The 13,021-nt window shown below is 66.3% G+C and carries 13 protein-coding genes, 3 tRNA genes and 1 pseudogene; 13 read left to right on the forward strand and 4 right to left on the reverse strand.

Going from position 1 to position 13,021, the window contains the following annotated elements:
- The first annotated feature begins 65 nt into the window (after nucleotides 1-65).
- Together ACOQPH_RS09685 and ACOQPH_RS09690 are read left to right on the forward strand one after the other, a co-directional pair.
- A complete protein-coding gene (locus ACOQPH_RS09685) occupies nucleotides 66-365 on the forward strand; it encodes a helix-turn-helix domain-containing protein (RefSeq protein ID WP_420621172.1) in 300 nt (99 codons plus the stop codon).
- Entirely contained in the window at nucleotides 362-1,414 is a 1,053-nt protein-coding gene (locus ACOQPH_RS09690) for an integrase core domain-containing protein (RefSeq protein WP_420621201.1), read from the forward strand. Before ACOQPH_RS09685 ends, ACOQPH_RS09690 begins: the two co-directional genes overlap by 4 nt.
- A gap of 281 nt (nucleotides 1,415-1,695) precedes the next feature.
- Here the strand turns inward: ACOQPH_RS09690 and ACOQPH_RS09695 are convergent.
- Nucleotides 1,696-1,769 (reverse strand) — tRNA-Val (locus ACOQPH_RS09695).
- Nucleotides 1,770-1,813: 44 nt separating this feature from the next.
- Nucleotides 1,814-1,884: transfer RNA gene (locus tag ACOQPH_RS09700), tRNA-Cys, on the reverse strand.
- 117 nt (nucleotides 1,885-2,001) lie between these two features.
- Here ACOQPH_RS09700 and ACOQPH_RS09705 point away from each other — a divergent pair.
- The 11 genes and pseudogenes from ACOQPH_RS09705 (at nucleotide 2,002) to ACOQPH_RS09755 (ending at nucleotide 10,504) form a co-directional block, all read left to right on the forward strand.
- A complete protein-coding gene (locus ACOQPH_RS09705; RefSeq protein ID WP_420621202.1) occupies nucleotides 2,002-3,210 on the forward strand; it encodes a DEAD/DEAH box helicase in 1,209 nt (402 codons plus the stop codon).
- 123 nt (nucleotides 3,211-3,333) lie between these two features.
- The gene (gene metX / locus ACOQPH_RS09710) at nucleotides 3,334-4,545 is read left to right on the forward strand and encodes a homoserine O-acetyltransferase MetX (RefSeq protein ID WP_420624336.1); all 1,212 of its coding nucleotides are present in this window, start codon (nucleotides 3,334-3,336) and stop codon (nucleotides 4,543-4,545) included.
- Nucleotides 4,542-4,751 (forward strand): hypothetical protein, encoded by a 210-nt coding sequence (locus tag ACOQPH_RS09715; RefSeq protein WP_419552380.1) that lies wholly within the window; start codon nucleotides 4,542-4,544, stop codon nucleotides 4,749-4,751. Before metX ends, ACOQPH_RS09715 begins: the two co-directional genes overlap by 4 nt.
- A complete protein-coding gene (locus ACOQPH_RS09720; RefSeq protein WP_420621203.1) occupies nucleotides 4,748-4,972 on the forward strand; it encodes a hypothetical protein in 225 nt (74 codons plus the stop codon). The genes ACOQPH_RS09715 and ACOQPH_RS09720 overlap by 4 nt, the downstream gene beginning before the upstream one ends.
- An 86-nt stretch (nucleotides 4,973-5,058) precedes the next feature.
- Nucleotides 5,059-5,135, forward strand: a tRNA-Gly gene (locus tag ACOQPH_RS09725).
- A 180-nt stretch (nucleotides 5,136-5,315) separates the two neighbouring features.
- Nucleotides 5,316-6,275, forward strand: coding sequence for an SDR family oxidoreductase (locus ACOQPH_RS09730; protein ID WP_420624337.1), 960 nt, complete (start codon nucleotides 5,316-5,318; stop codon nucleotides 6,273-6,275).
- Between the two features lie 235 nt (nucleotides 6,276-6,510).
- Nucleotides 6,511-7,518, forward strand: a complete 1,008-nt coding sequence (gene dapF / locus ACOQPH_RS09735; RefSeq protein ID WP_420621204.1) for a diaminopimelate epimerase — start codon at nucleotides 6,511-6,513, stop codon at nucleotides 7,516-7,518.
- Nucleotides 7,518-8,894, forward strand: coding sequence for a GTPase HflX (hflX, locus tag ACOQPH_RS09740; RefSeq protein ID WP_420621205.1), 1,377 nt, complete (start codon nucleotides 7,518-7,520; stop codon nucleotides 8,892-8,894). The genes dapF and hflX overlap by 1 nt, the downstream gene beginning before the upstream one ends.
- A gap of 23 nt (nucleotides 8,895-8,917) precedes the next feature.
- Nucleotides 8,918-9,058, forward strand: a pseudogene (locus ACOQPH_RS09745) (type II toxin-antitoxin system Phd/YefM family antitoxin); the annotation flags it as partial.
- A 74-nt stretch (nucleotides 9,059-9,132) separates the two neighbouring features.
- Nucleotides 9,133-9,249: a type II toxin-antitoxin system RelE family toxin gene (locus ACOQPH_RS09750; protein WP_420621206.1), complete on the forward strand. Its 117-nt coding sequence runs from the start codon at nucleotides 9,133-9,135 to the stop codon at nucleotides 9,247-9,249.
- A 100-nt stretch (nucleotides 9,250-9,349) separates the two neighbouring features.
- Nucleotides 9,350-10,504: an aminotransferase class I/II-fold pyridoxal phosphate-dependent enzyme gene (locus ACOQPH_RS09755; protein ID WP_420621207.1), complete on the forward strand. Its 1,155-nt coding sequence runs from the start codon at nucleotides 9,350-9,352 to the stop codon at nucleotides 10,502-10,504.
- A gap of 42 nt (nucleotides 10,505-10,546) precedes the next feature.
- On the opposite strand, the gene miaA is transcribed toward ACOQPH_RS09755, so the two are convergent.
- Together miaA and miaB are read right to left on the reverse strand one after the other, a co-directional pair.
- Nucleotides 10,547-11,566, reverse strand: a complete 1,020-nt coding sequence (gene miaA, locus ACOQPH_RS09760) for a tRNA (adenosine(37)-N6)-dimethylallyltransferase MiaA (RefSeq protein WP_420621208.1) — start codon at nucleotides 11,564-11,566, stop codon at nucleotides 10,547-10,549.
- A complete protein-coding gene (gene miaB / locus ACOQPH_RS09765; protein ID WP_420621209.1) occupies nucleotides 11,502-12,980 on the reverse strand; it encodes a tRNA (N6-isopentenyl adenosine(37)-C2)-methylthiotransferase MiaB in 1,479 nt (492 codons plus the stop codon). Before miaB ends, miaA begins: the two co-directional genes overlap by 65 nt.
- Nucleotides 12,981-13,021: the final 41 nt, after the last annotated feature.

Consider the following 13,021-nt stretch of genomic DNA (forward strand, 5'->3'; position numbering starts at 1 on the left):
ATGGTTGCTGGCCTTGATTGTGGAGGCCGTCAACGATGACATCGACACCGCGGAAGCCGAAGCGGATGCTGACAGCAGAGCAGAAGTACGACTTGTGGCTGGGGATGCTGACGGGGCAGATCTCCCAGGCCGACGCGGCAGCCGAGGCTGGGGTGGATCGGTCGGTGATCACCCGGCTGCGAGCGGTTGCCCGCGATGGAGCGATCGCGGCGCTGGGGGCGTCGAGGCCGGGCCGGCCGCGTCAGTCTCGCCAGGAGGCGTCGGAGGCCGCGGCGTTGGGGGCCGAGGTCGACCGGCTCCAGGCGACGGTGGTCGAGCAGGCCGTCGAGTTGGCGGTGCTGCGGGGAAAATCGCGCCCGGGATGAGCGGTCCGGTTCCCGCCCGTGTCGATGGGACCGCCAAGGCGGCGTTGCTGTCCTTGATCGACGATGCGGTCGATGCCGGCTGGACGCTGAACCGGGCGTGCGCGGTGGTCGAGCTGGACCGGGGTCGGGCGTGGCGGTGGCAGCAGCGCCGAGCCGGGGGCGGGCTCGATGACGCCCGCCCGGGCGGGAACCCGATCCACGGGCTCTTGGAGTGGGAGGAGGCTGAGATCTTGGCGTTGTTCGACGAGTGGGGCGACGTGGACCGGTCGCATCGCAAGCTCGCTCACCGCGGCTCCTACGAGCAACGGGTGTGGGCGTCGCCGTCGACCGTCGATCGGGTGCTGGCCCGTCACGGCCTTGCCCTGCAAGGAGCTCCACGACCGGCACGGACCGTGAAGACGCCGTGGCCGGACTGGTGTGAGTGGCACCCGAACCAGCTGTGGTGCTGGGACGGCTCCCAGTTCGAACGCTGCGTCGCCGCCAAGCACGCGTACGCGATTGTCGACCTCGTGTCCCGCAAGCGGATCTCGACCCGCCTCACCGCCAACCCGGACTCGGTCGCCGCCCGGGTCCTGTTCAGCCGCGGGCTCGACAACGAGGGACTGCTCACCGACGAGCTCCGAGCCCGCCTCACCGACCCCGACACCGCGCTCCCCGACGGCGACCAGGCGCCGTTGCTGCTGGCGGTCTCGGACAACGGGACCGAGATGCACGCCAACGAGACCCGCCGGTTCATGGCGCTGTGCTCGATCGCCCAACACTTCGGTCGCCCGTCGACCCCGACCGACCAGGCGTGGATCGAGTCGCTGTGGGGCCACGTCAAACGCGAGCACCCACACCTGACCACGATCACCGACCCGGCCGTGCTCGCCGCCGAACTCGAACGCGTCCGGGTCCACCACAACAGCGTCCGGCTGCACGAAGCGATCGGCTACGTCACCCCCAACGACGAACACGACGGCCGCGGCGACACCATCCGCGCAGCCCGCACCCACGGCATGCGAATCGCCGACGAACAACGCCGAGCCTGGCACCGGAGCCAGCGATGAACCCGCCGACTACCCTCACCAACCACAACCCGCCAGCGACCATCGGATACGGCCTGAATCCCAACCCGATCCGTCGCGAAGAGTCAGATACGCCTCACTCGGAGATGCCCCCCTGAACTGCCCGACACGTGCATCAACAACACGCATCGTCGCAGATCAGCGGGGCTTTTCCGCGAACCACCACAGCCCAGCCCACCAGACTCATGAACAATCAGGGCTAGACGCGCGAATTCGGCTAACCCGCAAACATCGGACCCACTAACCCGCAAACAAGCCCGGCGTGGGCGATACAGGATTCGAACCTGTGACCTCTTGCGTGTCATGCAAGCGCGCTAACCAACTGCGCCAATCGCCCGGAAGGGTTTCAAACGGTAGCACTGCGGGTGCAGTGCACAGCCGAGGCGGAGACCGGATTCGAACCGGCGTACACGGCTTTGCAGGCCGCTGCCTAACCACTCGGCCACTCCGCCCGAGTCCGGGTGAGGGTACCGTCCGACGTGGGCGGGGTTGCCCGCCGTACACTCGTCCGCCAAGGCAGTTCGCCGCGTGGCCTCACTGCCCAGCGTTGTCGCACGAGTCGTCGCGACGTGCGCACCTCGCGGGTCACGCCCTCAGAAAAGATTTTCGTGACAACTTTTAGTGAACTCGGCGTTCCCGAGTCCATGTGCGACACCTTGGCTGATCAAGGCATCACCGAACCGTTCGCCATCCAAGAACTGACCATCGCCGAAGCTCTCGCCGGTCGAGACGTGTGCGGCAAGGCCAAGACCGGCTCCGGCAAGACGCTGGCGTTCGGCTTGCCGACGCTCGCGCTCACGCCGCGCTCTGCGGACGGCCGACCGACCACGCTCATGCTGACGCCGACACGAGAGCTGGCGAACCAGATCGCCGCAGTCGTCGAGCCGCTTGCAAAGGCCATGGACATCCGGTCGATTGCCACCTACGGCGGCACCAACATCGAGCGACAGATCGAGCTGCTGGGCGCAGGCATGGATGTCATCATCGCCACGCCCGGCCGTCTCATCGACCTCATCGAGCGCAAGGCCGTCGACGTCGGCGGCATTCAGCGGGTCGTCGTCGACGAGGCCGACCGAATGGCCGACATGGGCTTCCTGCCCCAGGTCGAATGGGTGCTGCGGCACATCGACGGCCGGCACCAGACGCTGCTGTTCTCGGCCACGCTCGACGGCGTGGTCGACACCCTCGTCAAGCGCTACCTCCGCGACCCCGTCTTCCACGAAGTCGAAGAACGAGAGGTCACCGTCGCGGAAATGGGCCACCTGTTCCTCTCGGTCCACAAGATGGACCGGGTCCGGGTGGCTGCGCGCATCATCGGTGCCAACGGCCGAACACTGCTGTTCACGCGAACCAAGCGCGGTGCCGACCGGCTCTGCGGAGACCTGCGTGACGAGGGTGTCAAGGCCGGTGCCATTCACGGCGATCTGCCGCAAGTCAAACGAGAGCGGGCGCTTTCGGACTTCATGAAGGGCAAGATCACCGCGCTCGTGGCCACCGATGTCGCCGCCCGCGGCCTGCACATCGACGAAGTCGACGTGGTCGTGCATTACAACGTGCCCGCCGAGCACAAGACCTACCTTCACCGCTCGGGCCGTACCGCTCGGGCGGGACGCGGCGGCACCGCGGTGACGATGTTCCTCTGGGACGAAGAACTCGAAGTCCGCCAGCTTCAACGCCGGCTGGGGCTGCGGCTGCCCTTGCACGACATGTTCTCGAACAATGAACGCCTCGACGACCTCCTGGCGTTCGCCGCCAGCAGCGACAACGTCGGCCGCTGAAATCCGCTTTAGACGGGCGGGAACCGACCGGTACCCTTGCCATTCCAGCGGCAGATTGGCCACTGGACGAAGGCCCCTACCGATGAAGGCTCAGCTGTGGACAGTGCGAGGCGCGCAAGCGCCCTGAGCAACGATGCGGCGCCCTGGCCGCTGCCCGCCTCGGGTGCATGGCACGCGGGCCTTGGCGCGGCCGAGCGGCGGTTCTTCGAGCTGTCGCCGGATCGACCGTTCACGCTGGAAGGCGGCGGCACTCTGGCCGGCCCCGTGCTGGCGTACGAGACCTGGGGTGCCCTCGACGCCGACGCAGCCAACGCAGTGCTGGTCTGCCACGCGCTGACCGGCGACGCCCACGCGCATGGCCTCGCGCATCCGCCGTCGCAACCCACTGAAGGCTGGTGGAACGACTTCATCGGTCCCGGCCGCCCTCTCGACACCAACCGATACTTCGTGGTGTGCGCCAACGTGCTCGGTGGCTGCCAAGGCAGTACCGGTCCCTCGTCGGTGAACCCGGCCACCGGCGAGCGTTTCGGGCCCGACTTTCCCGTCATCACCAACCGCGACATCGTGCGGTCACAGTGGGCGCTGGGCCGCCACCTCGGCATCGACCGCTGGCTCTCAGTGGTCGGCGGCTCGATGGGCGGCATGACCGTGCTGGAGTGGGGCATCACCTATCCCCGGCGGGTCGGCTCGCTGGTGGTGATCGCGTCCACCGCCGAGGCCTCGGCACAGCAGATTGCCTGGAGCAAGGTCGGCCGCCAGGCAATCCTGGACGATCCCAAGTTCAGAGGCGGCCGCTACTACGACGCAGCAGAGGGGGACGGACCGCATCGAGGCCTTGCCAATGCACGGCGCATCGCCATGATCCACTACCGTTCCGGCGACGAATTCGACCGCCGGTTCGCCCGCCACAGCGAGGATCCGGTGCTGCCCCTGCGGCTTGAGCAACGCTTCGACGTCGAGAGCTACCTCGACTACCAGGGCGCAAAGTTCGTACCCCGCTTCGACGCCAACACGTACCTGGTGCTGAACAAGCTGATGGACCTCCACGATGTCGGCCGCGGTCGCGGAGGCATCGATGCAGCGCTGGGCCGCATCGTCGCGCCGACCATGGTGATGAGCGTTCGCACAGACTTCCTGTATCCGCGGCCCCAGCAGTTGAGGATCACCGAAGCATTGGCCCGCCGCACGACGGTGCGAGTCGAACACGTCGACATCGACAGTGACAACGGCCACGACGGCTTCCTCACCGAGCCCGACCAGACCGGGCCGCCGATGGGCGAGTTCATCGACGACGTCTACAAGAGCGATGCGGGACCCTCGGGGGCAACCCGTTGACCACCAGCGCCGCGGCGCTGCTGGCCGAAGTGCACACCAGCGTGCCGTCCGAGGCCGTCGGATCAGGCTTAGGGGTGTGGTGGCTGCTCGTGTCGCTGCTCGGCTTGGTCACCGTGGCATGCGGCACGGGATTCGTGCTGTACCTGCGTCGGACGGTCCCGCAACAGTGGCAAGGTGAAGAAAGCACCGTAAGGGGGACCCCATGAGCGAAACCTTCGATCCCCAAGAAGTGATCGCCCGCTTCGCAGAGCGCGCTCAGGCAGTGCGCAAGCGAAACCTGCCCGCCGTCGGCGGCGAGGAGAGACGACACTTCATCCGTCAAGCCGAGCTGGACTTCATGGACTACGCGATGATCGGCGATTCCGAGGCGACGCTCGTCGACGGGATTTTGACCCTGCGCATCGACTTGCGCTCCTCCGGGGAATAGCAGCGTTTCTCAGCCGCTCGGGGCCGCAACGGCCCGCTGAATCCACGCGTCTCTGCGGTGGCCGCTTGCTACAGTGATCCGCCCGCGCGGATGTAGCTCAGTTGGTTAGAGCGCAACCTTGCCAAGGTTGAGGTCGCCGGTTCGACCCCGGTCATCCGCTCCACGCTGCCTCTTGTGTGCTCCGCTACGGCAGTTGGCGTCGCGTCGAGCGTCCGGATGTGCCAACCTTGTGCGGCCCAATCCGGGCAAGGCAGTGGTCGAATCCGGGCAAGGCAGCAACCAGACATGACCCAAGGCTGCGCCTGTGGCGCGCCCCAGCGATCTTCAGGAACGGGAGAACAACATGGGTGCACTCGACGGACGTGTCGTCCTGATCACCGGCGCGGGCCGCGGCATCGGCCGTGAACATGCCCTGCTGATGGCGTCGGAAGGGGCGAAGATCGTCGTGAACGATCTCGGCGGTTCCGCTGATGGCACCGGCGCAGATCAGGGCCCTGCGGGCGAGGTCGTGGCGGAGATCGAGGCCATGGGCGGCGAGGCCGTTGCGAACGGCGACAGCGTCACCGATTGGGAAGGCGCGCAGCGCATGGTGAACCAGGCCGTCGAAGCGTTTGGCGATCTGCACGTGCTGGTCAACAACGCAGGCATCCTGCGTGACCGCGTGGTGGTCAACATGACCGAGCCGGAGTGGGACGCCGTTGTCGACGTGCACATGAAGGGTCACTTCTGCCCCACCCGCTGGGCTGCGGCCTACTGGCGCGAGCAGTCCAAGGCCGGCAAGGAAGTCAGCGGCTCGGTCATCAACACTGCCTCGGGCGCCATGCTCGGCAACCTCGGCCAGTTCAACTACTCAGGCGCTAAGGCCGGCATTGCTGCCATGACGCTGGTGGCTGCTGGCGAGCTCGCCCGCTACGGCGTGCGGGTCAACTGCCTGGCGCCGATCGCACGCACTCGTTTGACGCTGCAGACGCCGGGGCTGGAAGAGGTGGTGCGCGCACCGGAGGACCCTGCAGAATTCGACCTGTACGACCCGGCGAATGTCAGCCCGCTGGTGGCCTACCTGAGCATGGAGAGCTGCCCGTTCACCGGTGGCGTGTTCCATATCGGTGGCAACGAGGTGGGGCTGTACCAAGGCTGGTCATTGTCGAACGACGACATCATCGCTGCTGATGGGCGCTGGACGGTCGATGGTCTGACGTCGATTGCGCCTCGGCTGAATGAGGGTCGGTCGAAGCTGGCTTCGGTGGCTACTGCTATTGGGGACACGTTCAAAGGGTTTGGCAGGCGCGAAGCCACCGTGTAGTGCCGTGGGTGCTCCGCCACTGTCGCCCCGGGGTCGACGGGGGCAGGGGCACCCGTGCTCAAATATGCGCAGCGCCGCCCGTTACGAGTTGGATGGGCTGTGGCGCTGCGAAGTGCGCGTGGGTACCCCCCTGCCCCGCCCACCCCTGGTTGATCCGGTCACTGACCCTCTGGGTGCTCGACTTGCGGAGTAATTCGATCGTGAGTTCTTCGGGCGAGGTGTGACAATGGGGGACGTGGAGACGCTGCAGTTCACCAAGCACGATGGGCTCGGCAACGACTTTCTCATCGCGCTGCTGAGCAACGACGAGAAGGCGGCGCTTGACGCGCGCGGCCTCGATTGGGCAGGACTGGCCGAGAGGGTCTGCAATCGACACTCGGGTATCGGCGCCGACGGATTGGTCCTTGGAATCGGACCCACCTGGTCAACGCCGACGTGGTACGAGAGTGCAGTCAATGGATCCAGTTGTCCCGGCGGCAGCGCAACAGCTCGCATGGTGCTGTACAACTCCGACGGGAGCCGCGCTGGAATGAGCGGGAACGGCTCGGCTTGTCTCGCAAACGCTGTTGCCAGCGCTCGAGAGCCTTGGTCGCTACGGATCGATGACTTCAGCGAGGCCTATCTGGATGTGGAGCTCAATACCGACTCAGGTACTCGATCTGTTCGGTGGCGTAGCCCTTGTATGAAATCAAACGACGGCGAGCCGGTCCCGCTTGACACGCATATCGACGTCATAATGCCGACCGTCAAGGCTGGCCCCAAGATTTGCCCCGCGCTCGACGAACTCATTTCCGAGACGTTTGGGGGCGGAGCACGTGGTACCGGGGACGTCGGCAATCCTCACCTCGTCATTGCCACCGGCCGCAAAATGGACGCTGGCGAGACTGAGAGGCTCGGTGCGTCATACCAAGAGCACTTCGTCGACGGCATCAACGTGGAATTCGTGTGGCCCGTCAATGGGGCATCGCCGAGCGAGAGAGGGACGTCATCGAGCCTTGGAATGTCGGTGTGGGAGCGTGGTGCCGGGTTGACCAAAGCCTGCGGAACAGGTGCCGTCGTATCTGCGATTCGAGCTCGCGAGTGGGGTTTGGTTAGAGATGAGATCTTTACGAGCGTGCTGATGACTGGCGGGCTCGCGACCGTGGCTCAAGCGGGACCGACCGACCCTCCAGTTCTCCAAGTTTGGGCCGATCATGTCGGAGACTATGAGTGGCCGTTGCGTGGGCCTTGGCTGGATTCTTGATGGCTGAATCGGAACAGCCAGCGGAGCCCTCGGCTGACGAGTCGCATCGCGGGGGTTTTGGGGAGTTTGGGGGGGCTGAGTCTGGGCTGATTGACCGGGCTTTCCGGGAGCAGATCGTTCTGGTGGGGGTGCAGTTGGCAGAGCGGACTGCTGATGAGGTGGATGCGAATCTCGACGAGTTGGAGCGGCTGGTCGACACTGCGGGAGCGGATTCTGTGGACCGGATCGTCCAGCGGCGGGACGCGCCGGACCCCGCGACCTTCGTCGGGCGCGGCAAGGCCGACGAGATCCTGGATGCCTCGGTTGAGCACGACGCCGACACCGTGGTGTTCGACGACGAGCTCTCGCCGGCGCAGCAGTTCAACCTCGAGCGCATCCTGGGGCGCACCGCGCTCGACCGCACGGCGGTCATTCTCGACATCTTCGCCCAAAACGCCACGACCCTCGAGGGCAAGGCCCAGGTGGAGCTGGCGCAACTTCGCTACCGGCTCCCCCGCCTGCGTGGCCGCGGCCAGCAGCTGTCCCAGCAGGCTGGCGGCATCGGTACCCGGGGGCCGGGCGAGACCCAGCTCGAAGTTGATCGCCGGCGGATTCAGCGGCGCCTTGCGAGGCTGGAGAAGGACCTGCGCGGGCTGCGGCGGACCCGGCTGAACCAGCGCAAGTCGCGCCGCCGCTCTCGCTACCACACGGTTGCGATCGTGGGCTACACCAACGCCGGCAAGTCGACCCTGCTTCGGCGTCTCACCGGTGCGAATGTGCTGGTGGAGGATCGCCTGTTCGCGACACTCGACGCCACCACTCGCCGCTTGCACCTGCCCGGTGGCGAGACGGTGCTGGTCACTGACACGGTCGGGTTCATCAAGAAGCTGCCCACCTCGCTGGTCGAAGCGTTCATGTCGACCCTCGAGGAGGTGGCCGAGGCCGATCTGCTGGTGCACATCGTGGACGCTTCGGCGGCAGAACCCGAGATGCACATTGACGTCGTGCGCTCAGTGCTGCGCGAGATCGGCGCCGGCGACATTGACGAGCTCATCGCATTCAACAAGAGCGACGCGACCGACAGCGGCACGGTCCGGCGGCTGCTGGAGCACCACGAGGGTTCGCATGCGATCTCGGCGAACAGCGGCGACGGCGTCGAGGAGCTGTTGCTGGCTGTCGGGGACCGGCTCAGGCACCTCACCGAAGTCACCGAGCTACGCATCCCCTACTCCCGCGGCGACGCCCTGGCCGCCGTGCACCGCGAAGGCGAGGTGCTCACCGAGACACATGACGACGACGGCACCGTCGTCCATGCACGTCTGGACGAGGTTTCGCGCAGCGTGTTCGCAGAATTCGTGACGCTGGGCTCGGAACGAGAAGACGCTCCACTGCAGTGACCTTCTATATGAACGATTCGTACATGACAGAGGTTGCAGTCAGCGAGGTACGAAATCGGCTGGCCGAAGTGATCGAGGACTCCCGTCGGTCGGGTGAGCCGGTCACAGTGACACGGCGTGGCCGCAGGGTGGCAGTGATCTTGGGCCCGGAGGCTTTCGACCGACTCGTCGACAGCGCTGACGATCAGCAGGACCGTCGTGAGCTCGACGCCGCACGCGCCGAAGATGACTACGTGCCTTGGGACGAGGTCAAGGCCGAGTCGGTGATGACCGCATCGTCTATGAAGTCGTTGACAACCGCTTGGTGGTCCAGGTAGTCCGTGTCGGCCATCGCCGCGACGTCTATCGGCCCTGACTGAACCGACCGAGGCGGACATCGACCTCGGACGGAAGTTTGTAGCCGCCCGGCATCTGGAGTCGCACGCACTTTGGCTTCGGCGAGCAATGATAGTGCGGTGAGCGCAGGCACCGGGTTCGTCCCCCCGCCCTACCCCTACGACCGGCTGGACGAGCTGAAACCGCTCGCGGACCGCCATGACGGCGGGTTGGTGGATCTGTCCATCGGCACGCCGGTGGATCCGCCGTCGCCCGCCGTGCTGGCCGCACTCGGCGGGTCGGATTCCGAGCGGGGATATCCACCGTCGATCGGCACGCCTGACTTGCGAGAGGCCGCTGCACGTTGGTGCGAGGAACGCTTAGGTGTGCAGGTCGATGCCGCTGCTGAGGTGGCAGCAACGATCGGGTCGAAGGAGTTCGTGGCCGGGCTGCCCCACTGGCTGCGCCTGCGCACCCCCGATCGCGACACCGTGTTGTACCCCGAGGTCAGCTACCCCAGCTATGCCATGGGGGCTGAGTTGGCAGGCTGCCGGGCGGTGCCGGTGCCAGCGGACGAGCATTGGTCGATCCAGCTCGACGCCATCACCGAGTCCGATGCCGAAAGGGCATTGGTGCTGTGGGTCAACTCGCCTGGCAATCCCGCTGGCGGCCTCGATGATCTCACTGCGGCTGCTCGGTGGGGTCGGGAACGGGGCGTGCCGGTCTTCAGCGACGAGTGCTATGCCGAGTTCACTTGGGACGGACCGCCTCGCACGATCCTGACACCGACGGACGCTGGTTCAGCGACAGCGGAATCTCGGCGCGCAGAGGTAGACGGCGTGGTCGCCGTCCATTCACTTTCCAAGCGGTCCAACCTGGCCGGTGTGAGAGTCGGCTTCTACGCGGGCGACCCCGAGCTCGTCCACTACCTGCGGGAGCTTCGCAAGCATGCCGGATTCATGGTTCCCGGTCCCGCCCAGTCAGCGGCAGCCGCGGCGCTGGCCGACCAAGTCCATGTGGCCGAACAACGAGGCCGCTACCGATCGCGACTCGCGCGTCTCGCACGCATCGTGGGTCGCTTCGGTCCCGAGCCTCCCCTCCCGCGCGGCGGGTTCTACCTGTGGGCTGAGGCTCCTGACGGTGATGCGTGGGCGTTTACCCGCACCCTGCTGGCGGAGGCGGGGATTCTCGTGTCTCCAGGCGAGTTCTACGGTCTGTCCGCGTCGGATCGGGTTCGGATTGCCGCGGTGCTCACCGACGATGCCCTCGACATGGTCGAATCCCGTCTCAGCTAAACCTTCGATCTGAACTTGAGACTTCAGCGCGGCCCGGAACCATCAGGCTTCAAGTTGCTGGGCTCGGTCTGCCATCTCTGAGGTGCTTCCGTACCGGATCCAAGTGATCCGCGGGTCTCGGGCGAACCAGCGCTGCTGCCGACGGGCGAAACGCCGGGTCCGTGCGATGGCAACTTCGAGCGCCTCGTCCAGCGAGCACTCCCCTGCCAGGTGGGCACGCAGCTCCTTGTAGCCAAGGGCTTGAGCGGCCGTGCGCGACAGTGGGCGTTCCATCAGCCGCCGCACTTCGTCCACGAAACCTTCCTCGATCTGTCGGCGATAACGGTCCGTAATGCGTTCGTCGAGCGTGTGCCGGTCAAGGTCGATGCCCAGCGTCCGGAAAGGCACCTCGGGGTAGGTCTGCAGACCCGGCCCATACGACGAGAACGGCCGGCCGGTACCCAGGCAGACCGACAGCGCTCGCACGACACGTCGTACGTTCGTCGGCTCCATACGTGAAGCTGCGAGCGGATCCAGTTCGCCAAGACGACGATGCAGAGCGACGACACCGTCCGCTGTCGCATGCGCCTCGGCTTCCAGCTCCGCCGCGATCGAACCGAACTCCGGCGGCGGGGTCAGGCCGTCGATGACAGCGCGCAGGTACAGACCGGTGCCGCCGACAAGCATCGGAACTGCGCCACGGGCAGCAATGTCGGCCATGGCCGCTTCGAACGCAGTTGCGTAGTCGACCACGGTGAAGCGTTCCGCCGGATCGACGAGGTCGATGAGATGGTGCCGCACGTCGGTTCGCTCAGCTGCGGTGGGTTTGGCAGTGCCGATGTCCATCCCTCGGTACACAGCCATGGAGTCGACCGACACCAGCTCCACCGCGGCCCCGCCCCCTTGCAGTGCGCGATCGCGACGTGCGAGTTCCAGTGCCAGCACCGATTTACCCGACGCCGTCGGTCCCACGATCACCAGCGGCGAGCTGATGCTGACGCCGCCCATGGCGCTGACCTCAGCGCGCAGCAACCGGGATGCGGGTGCGGTGCCGCGCAGCCGCCGTGACCTCGACAAGGTCACCGCTCAAGTGGAACGTTGCGGCCTGGCGCACGAGTACCCGTGCGTAGGTACCGACTCGCAGTACTTCGGGAGCCGAGAAATGCACCAGGCGGTTCTGGCTGGTACGCCCCGTCAATGTGCCCGGATCCCGCTTGGACGGCCCCTCGACCAGCACCTCCTCGATCCGGCCGACACGCGACTCATTGCCCAATCGTGCCGATCGCTCGACGACGGCTCGCAGCCGCTCCATGCGCTCGGCTGCCACAGCAGGTGCCACAAATCGATCGCTCAGCTCAGCGGCCTCGGTGCCGGGTCGCGGCGAGAAGACGAACGTGAACGCGCTGTCGAAGCGGGCTTCTGCAACGAGTTCGAGCGTCGCAGCGAAATCTGTTTCGGACTCTCCGGGGAAGCCGACGATGATGTCGGTGCTCACTGCCAAGTCCGCAACAGCGTCACGGGCTGCGCCGAGCCGCTCGAGGTAGCGCTGGGCGGTGTAGCCCCGGTGCATGGCGGCCAGCACCTCATCGCTGCCGGACTGCAGGGGAAGGTGGAGGTGCTCGCACACCGCCGGCGTCTGTGCCATGGCCGAGATGACGTCGGCCCGCAGATCCTTCGGGTGCGGGCTGGTGAACCGCACCCGCTCGATGCCTTCGATTGCGCCGACGGCGCGCAGCAGATCACCGAACAGCGGCCGTGCCGTGCGGCGCCCACCTGCCCAGGTCTCGCCGGCACGCCATGCGGCATCGATCTCACCGTTCGTGCCGCGCAGCGCCAGGGTCACGTCTCGGCCATAGCTGTTGACGTTCTGTCCCAGCAGGGTCACCTCGCTGACGCCGTCGGTCGCCAGCCTGCGCACCTCGTCGATGAGTTCTCCGAACGGCCGGGAGATCTCGCGGCCCCGAACCGAGGGCACGATGCAGAAGGCGCACGCGTTGTCGCAGCCGATCTGGATCGTGACCCACGCTGCGTGCTGGGCATCACGTCGCACTGGAAGCGCCGACGGAAACTCCTCGGACTCGGTGAGGATCTCCGTCACCGGCCCTGATACCCGCGCATCGGCCAACAGTTCGGCGGCGCGGCTCACGTTGTGGGTACCGAAGACCACGTCGACGTGGGGAGCCCGCTCGCGCACAAGGTCCTGGTCCTTCTGTGCCAGGCAGCCTGCAACGGCGATCTGCACTTCGGGTCGGTCCTCCTTGAGGCGCTTGAGGTTCCCGAGCTGCCCGTAGAGCTTGTTGTCGGCGTTCTCGCGGATGCAACAGGTGTTCAGCACGATGATGTCCGCGTCGGCCATCGTCGGTGCGGCGACCAAGTCCTCAGCCTCCAGCAGGCCGGCGATCCGTTCGGAGTCGTGCACGTTCATCTGGCACCCGTAGGTGCGCACGAAGTAGCTGCGCTGAGTCTCGCCTCGTTGGACTTGCTCGCCCGCAGCCACGGCGTCAAGGCTAGGGGCGCGCTCCGATCCGCAGAGCAGCC

The organism is Candidatus Poriferisodalis sp., from assembly GCF_965221945.1.
Classification (GTDB): Bacteria; Actinomycetota; Acidimicrobiia; order Acidimicrobiales; family Poriferisodalaceae; genus Poriferisodalis.

What these genes read in the sequence shown, in the direction of transcription:
- ACOQPH_RS09690 (WP_420621201.1), top strand. Translation starts at nt 362, where the DNA reads ATGAGCGGTCCGGTTCCCGCCCGTGTCGATGGGACCGCCAAGGCGGCG.
- ACOQPH_RS09730 (WP_420624337.1), top strand. Translation starts at nt 5,316, where the DNA reads ATGGGTGCACTCGACGGACGTGTCGTCCTGATCACCGGCGCGGGCCGC.
- hflX (WP_420621205.1), top strand. Translation starts at nt 7,518, where the DNA reads ATGGCTGAATCGGAACAGCCAGCGGAGCCCTCGGCTGACGAGTCGCAT.
- ACOQPH_RS09685 (WP_420621172.1), top strand. Translation starts at nt 66, where the DNA reads ATGCTGACAGCAGAGCAGAAGTACGACTTGTGGCTGGGGATGCTGACG.
- ACOQPH_RS09720 (WP_420621203.1), top strand. Translation starts at nt 4,748, where the DNA reads ATGAGCGAAACCTTCGATCCCCAAGAAGTGATCGCCCGCTTCGCAGAG.